Source organism: Brumimicrobium glaciale, assembly GCF_004152935.1.
GTDB classification, from domain to species: domain Bacteria; phylum Bacteroidota; class Bacteroidia; order Flavobacteriales_D; family Crocinitomicaceae; genus Brumimicrobium; species Brumimicrobium glaciale.
Genome location: NZ_SETE01000005.1, coordinates 12,407 through 30,288 on the forward strand (window position 1 = coordinate 12,407; position 17,882 = coordinate 30,288).

At 33.9% G+C, this 17,882-nt stretch carries 8 protein-coding genes; 5 read left to right on the top strand and 3 right to left on the bottom strand.

The window, feature by feature from the left end; all coding sequences use genetic code 11:
* Positions 1-5 precede the first annotated feature (5 nt).
* From plsY to ERX46_RS11820, 5 genes are all read left to right on the top strand, one after another.
* Positions 6-626, top strand: coding sequence for a glycerol-3-phosphate 1-O-acyltransferase PlsY (gene plsY, locus ERX46_RS11800; protein ID WP_130094082.1), 621 nt, complete (start codon positions 6-8; stop codon positions 624-626).
* Positions 627-676: 50 nt separating this feature from the next.
* Entirely contained in the window at positions 677-8,431 is a 7,755-nt protein-coding gene (locus tag ERX46_RS11805; protein WP_130094083.1) for a PD40 domain-containing protein, read from the top strand.
* 223 nt (positions 8,432-8,654) lie between these two features.
* Positions 8,655-10,319: a DUF819 family protein gene (locus ERX46_RS11810; RefSeq protein ID WP_317127197.1), complete on the top strand. Its 1,665-nt coding sequence runs from the start codon at positions 8,655-8,657 to the stop codon at positions 10,317-10,319.
* A 4-nt stretch (positions 10,320-10,323) separates the two neighbouring features.
* A complete protein-coding gene (locus tag ERX46_RS11815) occupies positions 10,324-11,226 on the top strand; it encodes a histone deacetylase family protein (RefSeq protein ID WP_130094084.1) in 903 nt (300 codons plus the stop codon).
* Positions 11,186-11,716 (top strand): TspO/MBR family protein, encoded by a 531-nt coding sequence (locus tag ERX46_RS11820; RefSeq protein WP_130094085.1) that lies wholly within the window; start codon positions 11,186-11,188, stop codon positions 11,714-11,716. Before ERX46_RS11815 ends, ERX46_RS11820 begins: the two co-directional genes overlap by 41 nt.
* 340 nt (positions 11,717-12,056) lie before the next feature.
* On the opposite strand, the gene ERX46_RS11825 is transcribed toward ERX46_RS11820, so the two are convergent.
* The 3 genes from ERX46_RS11825 to ERX46_RS11835 all read right to left on the bottom strand — a co-directional run bounded on the left by ERX46_RS11825 (position 12,057) and on the right by ERX46_RS11835 (position 17,877).
* A complete protein-coding gene (locus ERX46_RS11825; protein ID WP_130094086.1) occupies positions 12,057-12,629 on the bottom strand; it encodes a hypothetical protein in 573 nt (190 codons plus the stop codon).
* 3 nt (positions 12,630-12,632) lie between these two features.
* On the bottom strand, positions 12,633-14,456 hold the full coding sequence (gene rho, locus ERX46_RS11830; protein ID WP_130094087.1) for a transcription termination factor Rho: 1,824 nt from the start codon (positions 14,454-14,456) through the stop codon (positions 12,633-12,635).
* 346 nt (positions 14,457-14,802) lie between these two features.
* Positions 14,803-17,877: a PKD domain-containing protein gene (locus ERX46_RS11835; protein WP_130094088.1), complete on the bottom strand. Its 3,075-nt coding sequence runs from the start codon at positions 17,875-17,877 to the stop codon at positions 14,803-14,805.
* Between the last annotated feature and the right edge of the window lie 5 nt (positions 17,878-17,882).

Below are 17,882 nucleotides of genomic sequence, written 5' to 3' on the forward strand. Positions count from 1 at the left end.
TAAAAATGGATTTTATATTATTTGGATTAATTGCCTATTTATTAGGATCTATTCCTACCGCTGTTTGGGTTGGAAAGATGCGCTTTAATTTAGACATAAGGGAACATGGAAGTAAAAATGCAGGAGCAACTAATACATTTAGGGTACTCGGCAAGAATGCAGGGATTTTTGTTTTAACTGTTGATGTCTTGAAAGGTGTTTTAGCTGTTGTCATTCCGTTTTTGGTAAATGATTTTCTTTGGAACAATGATCACTTAATTCACCTAAAAATCGTTTCAGGAATATTGGTTGTCATAGGCCATATATTCCCACTTTTCGCTGGTTTTAAAGGAGGAAAAGGTGTAGCGACATCTTTGGGAGTTATTTTAGGAGTGCATCCACAAGCAGCATTAATTTGTATTGTGTTATTTCTTATTGTATTTATCGCATTCAATTATGTTTCTTTAGGAGCCATCATTTCTTCAGCTGCTTTTCCTTTACTTGTTGTATTTGTATTTAAAAATGAAAACACCTCGCTTACTATTTTCAGTGTAGTACTTTCCTCTGCGGTAATCATATTGCACCATCAGAATATAAAAAGACTTATTGCAGGAAATGAGAATAAGATGAACCTTTTTAAAAAATAGTCGTATACTTTTTTTGGTACCTATCTTTTGAATATAAATTGTTACTACAAATGGGATTAAAATACTATACAATACTAATTGCATTGTTCTTCGGAACACACATTATAAATGCACAAGAGTCTAAAGAGGACATTGATAAACAAGCTCAATCATTTTTTAAAAAAGGAGAATTTGTTGAAGCGACGCCATTATTCCTTAGACTTCTTTCCCTAGAACCTAGAAACCCAAATTACAATTATAAATACGGTACTTGTTTACTCTATAATGCCGACAAAAACAAAGAAGCATTTAAGTATTTGAATTACTCCATTCAAAAAGATAGCGAAGTTGAGCCAGAGGCATATTATTATCTTGGTAAGGCTTACCATCTTTCCTACAGATTTGATAAAGCAATTAAAAACTATGAGATCTACAAGCAAAAAGCTGGAGTTAAAGCTTTAGAAAATTTGCAGGTTAGCCGTCAAATTGAAATGTGTAGAAATGGAAAATCACAATTCTCTGATTTCACGGAAACTATTGTTCTTGAAAAAACCCAAATTGATTTAAAGAGTTTCTTTAGAATTTATGATTTAAAAGATATTGGTGGAAACCTTATTGTTGCAGAAGAATTTCAAAGTAAACAAGATAAAAAAAATAACCACACCCCTTTAATTCACTTCCCTATCAACTCTGACTATATCTACTACTCTAGCTATGGCCAAGATTCTAACAATAAAGACATCTATTTTAGATACCGAAAAGCAGATGGTGATTGGTCAAAAGAAAGCCCTGTTCTTGGAGATGTAAATACAAAGTATAACGAAGATTATCCTTACATGCATCCCAATGGAAAATATTTGTATTTTTCTTCTGAAGGACATAAAAGCATGGGAGGTTATGATGTTTTCCGAAGTGTTTATGATCCTTCAACAAATACATTTGGAATTCCAGAGAACATGAATATTTCTGTCTCATCGCCAGACAACGACTTCTTATATATTGTTGATTCACTAGACAAATACGCTTATTTTGCATCACAAAGAGAAAGTGAAACGAAGAACGTTCATGTTTATAAGGTGCGCTTGGAACGTATGCCAATGCAAACGATTCTTCTAAAAGGTGATTATTTATCGAGTATAAATCCGACACTGAAAAACATCTCAATAAAAGTAAACGATTTAGCAGGAAACTTGATTGGGAATTTTAAATCAGATAACAAAGGAGAGTACAATATTAAATTACCAAAGAATGGTAAGTATGAATTTATTGTAAAATTAGATAGGGATGAAAAGGAATACAGAGAAATTATTGAAGTTCCAAAATCTAAATCCTTTAGACCCTTAAAACAGAAAATAGCACAGATTGACAAAGAAGGTCAGCATATAATCGTCTTTAATAATCTGTTTAATGAGAAAGTTGAAAATTATGATGAAATCTTAGCCGAAGCAATTGAAGCTAAAGCAAAGATGGAAATTAACAAGAATTTATTTAATCTAGATTCTCTTGATCGCATTAAAGATGAACAAAGGAAATTTGATAAAATAGGACTTGCAGAGTATACAAATGTTGAAATTCAAGACTTAATTAAAACGAAGTTCAAAGACCTTTACACAAGACAGACAAGCACGGATTCTTTGTTGCAAAAATCAAAGTACATTGTTCAAACAGGAAATCAATCGATAAAAAGGGCTTTAAAATCTGCCGACTCATTAGTGAGCCTGAGTAAAGAAAATCCTAATGATCCTGAAGTTGATAAATGGAATAGAATTTCAGAACAGCAACTTGAAAAATCTAAGAAGCTTCAAACGGAATTACTCAATGCACAGATTATTTTATCCTTTTTAGAGAAGGATTATGTTGAAAAAGAAGCGCTTTTATCGCAATCGAAAAGCTTAAATGACGGCATTAAGAATATTAATACCAGCAATACAAAAGAATTAATAGATGTACTTTCGAAATATCCAACTTTCGTTAGTGAAGAGTTATTGGTGAGAACAAAAACCAATGCTTATTTTGAATACTTGGGTGTTATCAACGATCAACTTAGATTAAGAGATAATTTAATCGTGCGTAAAGATTCATTGAAAAGAGAAGAACAGTCAACTAAAGTTGTACTCGAAAAACTGAGACGAGATTACGAAGCTGCCTCAAGCAGAGCACGTGAAGATATTAGCTTTGAATTAAGTAAGGCTGAAATTAAGCTAGAAGGATTAGTTAATGAAATTAAATACACTGATGAAGTAATAGCAGAAAAAAGTAAGGTAGCAGATCAGAAGGAAGTTTTAGCGCAAATAAGCAGAAGTCCTATTAAAGAAAATATGATTTCTCAGCATGACTTGGCAGAAGAATTTGAAAATCTTAAAAAAGAGTTAGCAGAAATAGAAACTAAGGCGAACGCTATTCCTAAAAATGAGGAGTTAGCAGAAAATTCTACACAAAACAATGAAACAGTTGAAACAGAAGTAGCACCAGAGGAACAACAAGAAGAAGTTGAAGCTATTGAAGAGGAAACATTAACTGAACAGCAAACGGAAATTAACCCTGAAGAAATTGCTGCAACTAATGAATCAAACGAAGAAGCAACTGAAATAGAAAACACTGAAGAATCGAATATTGTTGAAGAAAAAGAAACACTAATTATTCCAACTTTATTTATGTTAGATCCTGAGTACGCAAATGACATTGCTCAAATAGAATCTGGTATTGAAGAGGGAACAATTGAAAAAAGTGATCTTCTTAATAGAAAAACGAAAGCAGTAACGAAAATTCAAGACGCAAAAGTTACGGTAGCAGAACAAATAGCTAAAAACCCTAACGATCAATCTTTACAGAAAACATCTTTAAGTCTTAATAAATTAGAGGGTAAGTTATTCAATGAGATTACACTGTTAACAGCTGAAATTGATGCAGACAATGGCTTAGTTGCAGAAAATCAAGAGACAGAAGAAACTCCAGAAGTAAACGAAGAATTAGCAAATGAAATTGCTTCTACTGAAACAGAAAATCTTGCAGAACAGGAAGAACTCGTTAACAATGAAAGTACTTCTAACGTTTCTAATGAAGAAGAAAATACAATAGAAGAAGCAGCTCTAATCATCTCCACTCCTACTTTAGCAGAAATTGATACTGATTACTCATCAGACATTGCACAATTAGAATTGGCTTTAGAGACTGGTACTCGTAATAAAGAAGATCTTATTTCACGTAAAAACCAAGCTATTATTAAAGTAAAAGATGCGAAGGTTGAAGCCAATGAAAAGCGAGAAAGTCAACCAGATAATATTGCTTTGAACACAGTTGTTGAGGAACTAAACAGTATCGAAAATACTTTAATCAGTGAGATTGCGGCGTTAGAAAATGAGATTACTGCTGAAAATGAAATGTTGGCTGAAGCTTTAGAAAATGAAGCGAATGAAGAAACCAATGAAAGTAATATCGCTGAATCTGCATCAGAAGTAAGTGAAAACGAGTTGCCAGAAACAGAATTCACTGCAGAAAATGAAAACGCGTCGGGTGAACAAGAATTGACTTCTTCGGCCCAACTATTTGTAGAAATTGATCCAGATTTCACGAATGACATTGCACAAATTGAACTAGAAATAAATGAGGGTTCTTTAACTAAAAGTGAACTGATCAAACGTAATTATCAAGCTGTATTAAAAGTACATGATATCAAAGAGAAAACGATTGTTTTGATAACCGAAAATCCAGAAGATAAAGTTCTAGTAGATAAACTTGATGATTTAGATCTTTTGGAAAACCAGATTTATAGCGACATTGAATCTATAGAATATGAGATAGCTGAGAAAAATGAATTGATGGCTCAAGCTTCAAGTCAGGAAACTGAAACTAATCCAGCGGCTTTTCAAGAAGAATCAAATACTGACTTAGCTGCCAACTCCGAGGAAAGCAACACTGAGAATTCTGAAACAGATTTAGCCAATAATGAAACAACTGATAACTTAGAAAATGAAGTTGCTGTTGTAAATGAATTGAATGCTGGAACTCAAAACGAGGAATCAGCAGAAACTAATCCAGCAACTTTTCAAGAAGAATCAAACAATGAGTTAGCAGAGAACCCCGAAGAAAACAATACGGAGAATTCTGAAACAGATCTAGCCAATATTGAAACAACTGAAAACTTAGAAAATGAAGTTGCTGATGTAAATGAAATGAATGCTGAAACTCAAAACGAGGAATCAGCAGAAACTAATCCAGCGGCTTCTCAAGAGGAAATAAACAATGAATTAGCTGAAAATTCAGTAGAAAGCAATTCGGAGAATTCTGAGACAGGATTAGCTAAAAATGAAACAAACGAAAACTTAGAAAATGAAGTTGCTGTTGTAAATGAACTGAATACTGGAACTCAAAGCGAGGAATCAGCAGAGACTAACCCAGCGGCTTCTCAAGAGGAAATAAACACTGACTTAGCGGAGAATTCAGTAGAAAGCAATTCGGAGAATTCTGAGACAGGATTAGCTGAAAATGAAACAACAGATAACTTAGAAAATGAAGTTGCTGTTGCAAATGAACTGAATGCTGAAACTCAAAATGAGGAATCAGCAATAACTAATCCAGCCGCTTCTCAAGAAGAAAGAAACAATGAATTAGCTGAAAATTCAGTAGAAAACAATACGGAGAATTCTGAAACAGGATTAGCTGAAAATGAAACAACCGAAAACTTAGAAAATGAAGTTGCTGTTGTAAATGAACTAAATGTTGAAACTCAAAATGAGGAATCAGCAGAAACTAATCCAGCGGCTTCTCAAGAGGAAATAAACACTGACTTAGCTGAAAATTCAGTAGAAAACAATACGGAGAATGCTGAAACAGGATTAGCTGAAAATGAAACAACCGAAAACTTAGAAAATGAAGTTGCTGTTGCAAATGAACTAAATGTTGAAACTCAAAATGAGGGATCAACAATTGAGGAAAACGTATCAATTGCTAACCCAGCTGAAATGTTAATGGAAATAGATCCTGACTATCTTAATGACATTGCTGAAATAGAACAAGGAATAAAAGAAGGAACACAAACGAATAAAGAACTAATTAAACGTAAATACAAAGTTCTTATCTCGGTTGGAGATGTTAAAACAGAAACTATAAAAGAAGAGGAGCAAAACTCAACTCCGATTTTAAAGCAAAAAGTTGCAACGATTACGCAGATAGAAAATCAGATTGTAAATGAAATTGATGAATTGGAAAGAGTTGAATTGGTAGCATCAAGTGAAAACAAAACCAATACGAGTGTTGATGCAATTCAATTGATAACTTCTATTTCTAAAGCAGCAATTCCAAATCAAATACAAAACTCACTTGGCAACAACGAACAAGAACGTCTTAATGACTTATTCAATGAAAAAGATCAATTAGAACAAGAAATTAGAGCTAATCCAGAATTAGCTGAGGATAAAAAAGTTCGAAAGAAACTGGAAAGAATTGACAATACTATAGCAACAGAGTTAAACATAGCATTACAAAATTCATTAGTAACAACTTATCCAAAACTGGTTAAAAGGTCTGATAAATTAATGCAAGATGCGCCTGAGGAAGTAACTTCTTTGAGTACGCAACAAAGCATTGTAAAAATTGAACAGTTACTCCAAAAATCAAGTGAAAAGAAAAATGCAGTTGAAATATATTCACTTTTCCAAGAAGCCTATAATGAGCAAGAAAGAGCGCTTCAAGTGATTGAGGACAACAAAACTCAAAAACAAATTAATAGTTATATCAACGATTTGGTTAAAGCGCAAAACCTTGAAAATATAGAGACTGAAACTGTTGCTCTTACTGACAGTGAAATCATGAAGGAGCAAAATCAGATCAACCTTAAATTGGTTAATTTGAATGAGCAAATCAATGAATTAAACGCAATGATTCCTAATGCTAAGAAACAGGATGTCATATCAATTGAATACAATATAAATCAATTGAACCAAATTAAAATGGGACTTGAAAACAAGTACTATTCTAATTCAAAAGTCTTAGATGAAAAAGAAACACAGCGATTAGCAGATGCAAATAAAGGTATTTCAAATGAAGCAATTAAAAACACTTTAACTTATCAGGAAGAAGTTGAAATTGCACAATCGAAGGAATATATTGATCAGCTGAAAAACAACAATCGTTTAACACAAGCGCAGTTTGAGTTAAGAGTTAAGGAAGAACAGTTGAAAAATCAGCAAACTGAATTGAAAGAGACTTATGATGAAATCAAAACATCTAAACTTTTCAATGACGAGAAAAAAGAAAACATCAACGCTCAATTGAACACAATCAGCAAAACCAAAAATGAGGTTCAAAGTTTAAGAGAGAATGTTCAAAGTAAGCAAGCCGATGTTGCAAGTGCATTGCCAAGTGATCCAGGATTGCGTTTTAAAACTGAAAACATGATAGCTCGTGATGTTGCTCCATTAAAAGCAATGCCAATTAGAACTTCAAGCATGGCTTTGATGAAAACAGGGTTATCAATTGGCGAGAAAAAAGAAAATGTCTATTCTGATGAAAACCCTATTCCAATTATAGAAAAGCAAGATGATCAAATGGGAGGTTTGATATTCCGTGTTCAAATTGGTGCATTTAGAAATCCAGTACCGAATGTAACTTTTAGTGAGTTCTCCCCTATTACTGGAGATCAAATTGGATCTGGTTGGATTAAGTATGTAGTTGGTCTTTTCGGAAATAAAGAAACCGCTTCTGATGCCCGTGATAAAATTAGAACAATGGGATATTCTGATGCATTTGTTGTTGCGTACTGTGATGGAGAAAGAATCCCTGTTTATCGCGCTGTTGAACTTGCTAGTTCTGGAGCATGTATTTCTTTAATCAATCCGGATGAAGACTTAATAGCAAATACGGAAAGCAATGTTGAAACGCCAAGAAGCGCTCCACAATTAGATGAAATGGCTTACAATAAATCTGTTGGATCTGCCGAAGCTGATGTTGTGGAAAATAAAGCAGGCTTGTTCTATACCGTTCAAGTTGGAGTTTACAATACGCCTGCAACAGCAGAACAATTGAGTAATGTTTCACCATTAATTACAAAAAGATTACCTACAGGTTTGATACGCTATTCGTCTGGAGTTTTTAGTTCTTACGATGAAGCATTACCGAAAAAGCAAGAGGTTGTTGCCAAAGGTATTTCTGATGCATACATTGTTGCTTACTATAAAGGATTGCGAATTTCAGCATCCCAAGCAAATGAGATTTTAAAATCTCAAGGTGATTTAGTGCTTCAGTCTAACGCTCCTGAAAAAAGAGTAAATATTGATGAAACGACTACTGAAGGCAATACTAATTCAGGTGAAGTTCAAGATGCATTTATCAGTGATAACAACACGAAGAATATGCTTGTTTCTTCAAAAAGCTATACTGAATATCCTATTCAAGAACTTAATCGCTACAACGAGTATGGTGAATTATTCTATTACGATTCAAAAACAAAGAGAATACAAAGTTTCTTATTTGATGGGAAAACAATTACTTCTCAATTTAGCAGTGACTTTAACACGAAAGCAGTTTACAATTATGCTTATCCAATCGTAGATGTTAAAACTCCATACAGAAAGAATGCTATCGAATATTCTGAAAGTAACTTGATTCATTTGGAAGTATCTATAAATAATGAAGATTTGAATTCTGATTTAATGGAAGCTATTTTGAATACACCTGTCATAAAACAAATGAAAACAAATGAGAATCAATTAGTAGTTAATTTCTACGCTGTCGATGTTGAAAACAACCGATTTATTGTTGATCGATTACAAGCCGTATTGACAAAACTTGGAGCTACTGAGGTTACGAAAACCGAACAGTCGTTTTAGAACAAAAAAAATAATTGGATTAAATAATATAAAGAAGGGCTGCAGTAATTGTAGCTCTTCTTTTTTGGATTGAATTTTTCAGAATTAAAAAAGAGCATTTTCACTCCCCTTTATTGCTAAAAACCGAATTAACCACAACAAAAAGAAATAAACCTAAAGATTTAGAAGCATATTTCAGATTTGTTAATTATTTTGGGGCTGCAAATAAACTAGACACACTTACATGAAGAAATTTCTTTTTATACTTATCGGTTTACTATTTACTATTTCACTATCAAATGCACAAGAGCAAGTTTTGATTAGTGGAAAAGACAGCCTACTTATTTCTAATCAAGAAATCCCACAGGAGGTTTTGGATAAAATGGAATCTTATCAATTTGGAAAGGAAAAGAAAGTGTTTAGTGAATCTATATATGGTATCTTTTCTTTTGATGATGACGACAGAAGAGTATTGAAAAGTGCTGATGATATTGAAGTTTTCTTTAATGAAGATTCGCTAAGAGTAAATTCAATCAGTAATATATTCTTTAAGAATCCTGGACATGATGAAATGATTAATGTAAGGCTGAAAGCCTATAAAAATGGTAAGGAACTTGAATTTACTGGACATGAGGGACAAACGAAAATTAGTTTCTTAAACAAGGCACCTAAAACTGCTTTGGTCACAGATGATAGAATTGTTTTAGGAATTCTGACTATTGTTCTTGCCTTGATTTTCTTTACCGCAAGCTTAAAGAACAAAAGATGGAAAAGTTTTTACACCATTATACCCGCGCTTTTCTTGTGTTATATGATTCCTGCATCACTGACTTCTTTTAATATTATTGATCCAGAAGCAACGAATCTTTATTACATGGCGAGTCGTTATTTACTTCCAGGCTCTTTGATTTTATTGATCTTATCTGCGGACATAAAAAGTTTAATCGGCTTAGGTTCTAAAAGTTTAATCATGTTCTTTACTGGAACAATTGGAATTATCCTTGGAGGTGTATTCGCTGTTTGGATTTTCACATTTATCTCACCTGAAACAGTTGGTGGAACAGGAAACGAAGCAACATGGAAAGGTTTGGCTACAATTGCAGGAAGTTGGATTGGTGGTGGAGCAAATCAAACTGCAATGCTTGAAACGTACAAATACAAAGAAACTTTATTTGGAGGAATGATTCTCGTTGATATCGTTGTAGCGAATATCTGGATGGCAGTTATTCTTTTCGGAATTGGTAAGAAAGCGAAGATTGATAAGTGGCTAAAAGCGGACAGTAGCTCAATTGATAAACTTGTTGTAAAAGTGGAAGACTTCCAAAAAAAGGTGGAAAGAAAAACTACGCTAACAGACTTTATGGTAATTACAGGGCTTGTCTTTGGAGGTGTTGCATTAGCACATTTTGGAGGTTCCTTTTTATCAGATTTCTTCCTAGAAAACTATGGTAAAGGAAATACATTCTCAAGTCAATTCTTTTGGATGGTTGTTATCTCAACAATCTATGGATTGATTTTAAGCTTTACCAGAGCAAAAAACTATGAAGGAGCAGGTGCTTCTAAAATCGGATCTGTTTTCTTGTACCTTCTTGTTGCGACTATTGGAATGAAAGTCGATATCATGATGATTTTCGATAAACCATTATTGATTTTTGTAGGATTAATTTGGATGGCTTTCCATGCAATACTATTGATTGTAGTAGCGAAAATAATTCGTGCTCCATTTTTCTTCTTGGCTGTAGGAAGTCAGGCCAATGTTGGTGGTGCAGCCTCTGCTCCTATTATTGCAAATGCTTTTCATCCAGCGTTAACGACTGTTGGTGTTTTAATGGCAGTTGTTGGTTACTTTATTGGAACTTTCGGTGCTATCATGGCAGCAGAGCTCATGAGAATGGTCGCCCCAATGTAACGCTATGCTAAAAATTGCTTTCAACGATTATTATATTCATTCTTTGCCTGAAGGACATCGATTTCCTATGGCGAAATATTACTTATTGCCACAACAATTACTTTTAGAAGGAACTGTTGATGAGAATGCATTCTTTAGTCCAGGTAAAATTGAAAAAGAAGCTGTTTTGGCAATTCATGACGCTAATTATTTCAATGACTTACTGGAATTAAAATTAGACAGAAGAGCGCAAAGGAAAACGGGGTTTGTTCATAATGATGATTTAATTCTCAGGGAACAAATCATCATGGAAGGAACCAGAAGATGCGCAGAATATGCTATTGAATATGGCGTTTCAATGAATATTGCTGGAGGAACCCACCACTCTTTCACAGACCGAGGCGAAGGATTTTGTTTATTGAATGATCAAGCAATTGCTGCAAGATGGTTGTTAGATAATAATAAAGCAAGTAAGATTTTGATTATAGATTTAGATGTTCATCAAGGAAATGGAACAGCCGAAATATTTCAAAACACACCTCAAGTATTCACATTCAGCATGCATGGAGAAAATAACTATCCTTTAAAAAAGGAAACTTCTGATCTCGACGTTCCTTTGCCTGATGGTATAAAAGATAATGAGTATATTTACCTATTAGAACAATCTCTGGATCAAATTTTAAACATATTTACTCCAGATTTTTTGTTTTTTCAATCAGGAATCGATATACTAGAGACTGATAAATTAGGACGACTTGGAGTAAGCATAAAAGGATGTAAACGAAGAGATGAAATTGTTCTACAATTGGCTAAAGAATTAGACTTACCTATTGTTGCAAGCATGGGAGGAGGATATTCTGAGGAAATAAAATATATAATTGAGGCACATGCAAATACATTCAGGACCGCACAACACATCTTCTTTTAAAAATGGACTTTGGTGGAAAATCTTAATCTGTTCATTGGGTATTCTTGGTTTAGGAACATTCAGTGGTTTATCATCTATGGGCGGATTTCAAGATTGGTATGATGAACTTAATAAACCATTTTTCACTCCTCCAAATTGGTTGTTCGGACCAGCTTGGTCTATTTTATACATTTTAATGGGAGGATCATTGGCAATCATCTGGCAAATTGTTTCAGTCAGCCGTTATCCAACTATAAAGAAGTTTGCTAAGCGAGGAATCGTAATCTTTCTAATTCATCTTATCTTTAATCTGATCTGGTCTCCAATATTCTTCAATTTACACATGACAGGATTAGCATTGGTTGTAATCTTTATTATTCTAGCGTTTATTATAATTCTGATTAGACACTTCTATCGACTAGATAGACTTTCAGCATTTTTATTGATTCCATATTTGTTATGGGTTTCATTTGCCACAGCACTAAACTTGGCAATTGTGGTGTTGAATTAATTATTAATTAATTATTAATGTTTAAGGTTTAATTAATAATGTTATTTGCGCTGGACTCCCTTTTAATGAAAGGTTTGCTTATAATTCAAGAGAAACATAATGGTTAATAATTAAAATGCTTATCGGACACCTTACTCCTAAAAAAGTTATACATAAATTATTATTTATTGCATAAAAAAAATCCTTTGGAAAACACAAGAAACATTTTTCTAGTGTTTTCCAAAGGATGACAGTCTTTAGTATTGGATGATACAAAAAGTGGGAAGAAAATTCATCAATGAAAATACCTAAATTTCTACGCAGTAGAAATTCAATAGGTAACAACGTTTAACATTAATAATTAACTTTTCGGATAATAATCTCTCAACAGAATCTTCCTAAAAATTAGAGTAATGAAAATAGCATAAGTCAACGCCATTACCATCAATCCAAGTAAGGAGAACACAAACAATGTTTTTGCAGATAATGCGCTTTCAGTGTCTGACTTTATTTCTCTAATGATTTCATCAGTTGTCATCACACGAAATTCAGGATTATGAATACGTAAAGTGTCAACATAAGCTTCATCTTGTGCCTCAGCATAGATGCTATCCATTCTTTCTGTCACTCTGTTATCAATAAATGATGGATTGATTGTATCATAGTAAAAAAACATGAACACCGATACGATCAAAACATACGGAGCACCAGCAGACAAAGCATTCTTTATATCTGACAATGGTGTTCCTACACCAAAACCTTGTTTCTTTTTTTCAAAGTACAAACCAAAACTGATGGCCAATAGCATAAACAAGTTATTGATCAGTCCAGGTTTTACAACATCTTCTTGAAAAACGTTGATTGACAAAAGAATAAACTTTAATAATATCCAAGCTCCTGAAAACAGAAGAGCCATCTTAATTGCTGGTCTCATAGACTAGGTATTGTGCATTGAAACTAAAAATTCCTCGTTGCTTTTTGTATCTTTCATATTGTTCCTCATGAATTCCATTGCTTCAATAGGATTCATGTCTGCAATTACTTTACGGAGCAACCAAACACGTTGAAGTGTTTCTTTGTCCATTAATAAATCTTCCCGTCTTGTTCCAGAAGTTAAGATATCAATTGCTGGATAAATACGTCTGTTTGCGATTTTTCTGTCTAATTGAAGTTCCATATTTCCTGTTCCTTTGAACTCTTCGAAAATAACCTCATCCATTTTAGATCCAGTATCAGTCAGTGCAGTTGCTATTATTGAAAGTGAACCTCCATTTTCAATTTTACGGGCAGCACCAAAGAAACGTTTTGGTTTTTGTAATGCATTTGCATCCACACCACCTGAAAGTACTTTTCCAGAAGCCGGAGAAACAGTATTGTAAGCACGTGCTAGACGTGTAATAGAATCTAATAATATACAAACATCATGGCCACATTCAACCATTCGTTTTGCTTTTTCTAACACCATGTTAGCCACTTTTACGTGTTGTTCTGCTGGCTCATCAAACGTAGAAGCAATGACTTCTGCATTTACACTTCTTGCCATGTCAGTAACCTCCTCTGGACGTTCATCAATTAATAAAATAATTAAATAAGTCTCTGGGTGATTTGCAGCAATTGCATTGGCCACATCTTTTAATAAAACAGTTTTACCTGTTTTTGGCTGTGCTACAATCATTCCACGCTGACCTTTTCCAATAGGTGCAAATAAATCCATAATACGTGTCGACATTGTTTCTTGTCTGTGACCCGTTAATTTGAATTTTTCATCTGGGAATAAAGGTGTTAAATATTGGAAAGGAACACGGTCACGAATAAATGCTGGATCACGTCCATTAATAGAATCTACACGTACAAGAGGGAAATATTTTTCTCCTTCTTTTGGTGGACGAATAGTTCCATAAACCGTATCTCCTGTTTTAAGTCCAAATAATTTAATTTGGCTGTGACTTACATAAATATCATCCGGAGAAGATAAATAGTTGTAATCTGAAGAACGTAGGAATCCAAATCCATCTTGCATTACTTCCAACACACCTTCTGCAGCAACAATTCCAGAAAGATCATATTTCTTTTCCTTAGTTTTTTGCTGATCATTTTTACGATTTGCGTTTGGATTCTCGTTTTTTGGTGCTTTAGAATTGTCATTCTTTGGCGGACGAGGAGTATTTGGTTTTGAATCTCCAGGAACTTTTCGTGAAGGTTTTGAATCATCACCATTGGCTTTTATAAAACCTTTGTTGTCCTGAACTTTATTGTCTGCAGTTTTGTTCTCCTGAGTTTTGTTATCAGGAGTTTTATTATTTTTATTGTCTTTTAGATTTTTATTGGCATTCCTTTTTTCCCTAATTTCTTTTAATTGTTTAGGATCAGTTTGTTCTCTTTTAATAATTTTCTTTTCTGGAGAAATTGGTTTGACTGATTCTTTATCCGTTTGATCAATAATAGCGTCGCTTGGAACGATATCAATTGAAACAACATTCTTTTCTTGCTCTATTTCATTCTTATCTGAAGAATCAAACAAATCAACTGCTTTTGCCTTTTGTTTTTTATTTGCTGACTTATCAACAGCTTCCTTTTTTGAAGGTTTAGGAATTGTTTTTTCAACTTCTTCGTTTGTGGTTGCAGGAGCAGATTGTCCGTCACTTGTAATTAAATCAATTAATTCTGATTTTCTAAATGACTCAACTTTCTTAATACCTATTGCTTTTGCGATAACGCGTAATTCAGGGAGTTTCTTCCCAGCTAATTCGTCTTTTTCCATTTACTTGTATGAAATAATATTGTAAGAGATAACCAAAAGGTTGTTATATTTTCTTAAAGAGATTACCGCAGAGTTGCGATGATACAATAATACAAATATTCTTTAATAATATCCAACTAAAATTATAAAAATGTTAGAATCCTCTTTTTTTAATCCTGAATAATTCGCTATTCAAAACATTTGAACCAATTCCATTTGTGTAATTTCAACTTGATTTTTATTAAAATTTTATTGATCCAATTCATAGGAATTTGAAGCTTCCTGCTTGTTAGATGGGAATATTCTAAGAAAAAAAATAGCTACCCCTATATAAGAGTAGCTATTTTTAAAATCAATTTAGAATGTATTATCTCAGTATATTAACTGAACCTTTATATTCATGTTTATTGTCATTTTCGAAGTCATACGCACGGATTATCCACAAGTAAGTACCTTCTTGAACAATTTTACCTCCATACGTTCCATCCCATTCTCCATTTGGATCAAGAGATTCAAAAACTGTTTCTCCCCATCTGTTAAAGATTTGAAGTTGGAAATTCCTTACATCAATACCAAGAATATGAGCTTTCCATGTATCATTTAAACCATCACCATCAGGAGTAAAAGTATTCGGTGAGAAGATACTCACTACATTTTCTACTCTTACTAATTTTTCTAAACTATCAGTACATCCATAAGAGTTTTCCACTACAAGGATTAACGGATAATTTTGAATTTCATTTGGATATTGAAAGTTTGGGTTCTGAATAGATGAGTAGTCTGGATCTGCTCCTTCTGCAAACCATTCGAAACCAATAACATCGTTATTTGACTGACTGAATGCTCCCACTTTCGCTTCATAAAATGAAACTGGATTAGGATTCACATAGAAATCAGCTTCTGGATAAGGATAACCTTCAATCAGTTTATCATAAGATTTAAAATATCTACATCCTCTATCTGTTACAATTTCGATGTTTACATCATAAACACCTAATCCAAATTCATGAGTTGTTGGGCTTCCTCCAGATGTTGTATCAATCACTCCATCACTGTAAGTCCAAATTGTATAATCTATAACCTCAGTTGTATTTGTACTGTTAGTAAAGGCAACTTCTAATGGATAACATTCTCCAGTTTTATCTGGCATCAATGTAGGATCTACTTCTCCAGGATATGTTACAACTAAACAAGCTGTATCTTGTGGTGAACCACATTGCTCGCTTAAGATTAAACAGTATTCTGTATAAGCTGAGTTTGGTGTAACAGTAACAAGATTTCCTGTAGCTACAGTTTGATTGTTGGCAACCCATGTGTATATATAAGGACTGCTTCCACCTGAACCTTGAGCAAATAAATTAACTGGATCATCAATACAAATTACTGTGTCTTTAGAAATATTTGAAATTGATAAAGGATTTGGTTGTCCAATGTTTATACTTTCCGTAATCACACATCCATTGTCATCTGTAATAGTTACGGTTGTTGTACCGAAAGATAAATCATTTGCTATTGCAGTTGTAGAAGCTGAACCTGTCCAACTGAATGTATACGGAGTAGTACCTTGTGAAACTCCTATATCTACAATACCATCATTTCCACTATTACATGTTACATCGACAGTATTGTTAACTTGAACTGTTAATTTTGGAATTTCTACTACTGTAATTACAATAGTATCAGAACAATTTTCTACAGCATCTTCAATAATCAGCTTTACATCAAGATTACTTCCAGCTGGGAAAGTATATGCAGCATCTACGGATCTTATTGTATCCAATCCATTCTGGAAAATCCATTGTGAATTAACATAATTTCCTGTGGTAGCATTTGTGAATGTAATTTCTTCTCCTGCACAAGGTGCAAAATAAGTAAAGTCAGCCTGTGGAGTTTGACTTATCACCACTTGAATGGTAGAATCAGCCACACAACCATCGTCTGATGTTGCTTCTAAATTCACATCATAAGTTCCAGGTGCAGAATACATGTGGGTTGGGTTTTCGTCTGTTGATAAAGTGGCTTGACCAACGAAATTCCATAACCAAGTATCATTATTACTCCCTGCTGGTGGAGTGGTAAGATTCGTAAACTGTGTTGGATAACCGCTACATGTAGGATCAAATGAAAAGTCTACATCTGGACCATTAAATATTTGAACTAAAATAGTAGTATCATGTTCACAGCCTTTATTATCTTCTACAAAGTAAGTAACAGGATGAAAACCTCCATTTTGAAAACTGGTTAAAATTGATGTTCCAGCGGTATCAACTAAACCATCACCATCGAAGTCCCATTCATTTGAAATAATCGGACCATCACCTAATACGGTATTGTCGGCAAATGTTATATCAAAGCCTTGACAGACTGATGTAAAATTAAAATCGGCTATTGGATTCGAAGGAATATCTATATTAATAGTGTCCCTCGCAATACAATTGGGATAGCCTTGATCTACTACCTCCAACCAATATTGTCCAGAGGTAACAATCATCTGGGTGGCTGAATTATTGGCTGGCAGGTTCGTACTCCATTCATAACTATAAGCTCCAGAACTTCCAGATTCAACACCAAAAATATCCATACTTGACTGTCCACAATTTAAAACTGTATCAGGACCTAAGTCAACTTCTATAGAAGAATTAACTACAATATCAGCATTACAAGTATCATCTATACCATTTGTAAACATAATCATATAGTACTCACTACTTGTATCTTGACATAAAAGAGTATCAGTAGTTTTGTTAGGACCTCCAGGAATACTGTCACCATTTGCAAACCATTCAAAATAATAAGGGTCACAAGAAATTGCTGTAATATTTACATTATCTATTCCCCAGTGGTCGTTTCCATTACCAGATGCAAGATTTTGATACCATCTAAACTTTGTACTATTAGTTTGAGCTGCTAAAGGGATAGAATCACAGTACCCATTCCATTGAATCATATTTGGATCATGACCTCCATTTGGTGGCCAATAGTTTATATTCACCCAAGTAGCTCCTCCATTAATAGAGTATTGGAAGTTTACACCTTCACCAACTGCATCAGGCCCTTCACAGTTAGGCCCACCAGTTGAAGTACCTTGTTCGGCATACATCATTTCAAAGCACACAACACCACCGCAAGACACATCAAAAGCAGCAGTAACCAACTCTCTTGGATAAGAAGCATTCCCAAACCAAGCTGATGGTGTACCATCTGGTGGTGCACCGCATGGATTTGAATACATCAAACTTACATTAGAAGTCCACCCTGGTCCTAAAGCGGAATTATTAAAATCCTCAGAAAGTTGAACTGAATCAGTTTCTCCGACAGCAGTTAAAGTAAAACAATCACCACACTCAACAGAAGTTGTTGGTGTAGTAAGAGTAACGGTACATTGCGCAATACTCCATTGCGCAGCAAACAATACGACGATAAATGATATAAAATTTTTCATAATAG

Coding starts and splice junctions, on each gene's coding strand:
- ERX46_RS11805 (WP_130094083.1), top strand. CDS start 677: ATGGGATTAAAATACTATACAATACTAATTGCATTGTTCTTCGGAACA.
- ERX46_RS11815 (WP_130094084.1), top strand. CDS start 10,324: ATGCTAAAAATTGCTTTCAACGATTATTATATTCATTCTTTGCCTGAA.
- ERX46_RS11810 (WP_317127197.1), top strand. CDS start 8,655: ATGAAGAAATTTCTTTTTATACTTATCGGTTTACTATTTACTATTTCA.
- plsY (WP_130094082.1), top strand. CDS start 6: ATGGATTTTATATTATTTGGATTAATTGCCTATTTATTAGGATCTATT.
- ERX46_RS11835 (WP_130094088.1), bottom strand. CDS start 17,877: ATGAAAAATTTTATATCATTTATCGTCGTATTGTTTGCTGCGCAATGG.
- rho (WP_130094087.1), bottom strand. CDS start 14,456: ATGGAAAAAGACGAATTAGCTGGGAAGAAACTCCCTGAATTACGCGTT.
- ERX46_RS11825 (WP_130094086.1), bottom strand. CDS start 12,629: ATGAGACCAGCAATTAAGATGGCTCTTCTGTTTTCAGGAGCTTGGATA.
- ERX46_RS11820 (WP_130094085.1), top strand. CDS start 11,186: ATGCAAATACATTCAGGACCGCACAACACATCTTCTTTTAAAAATGGA.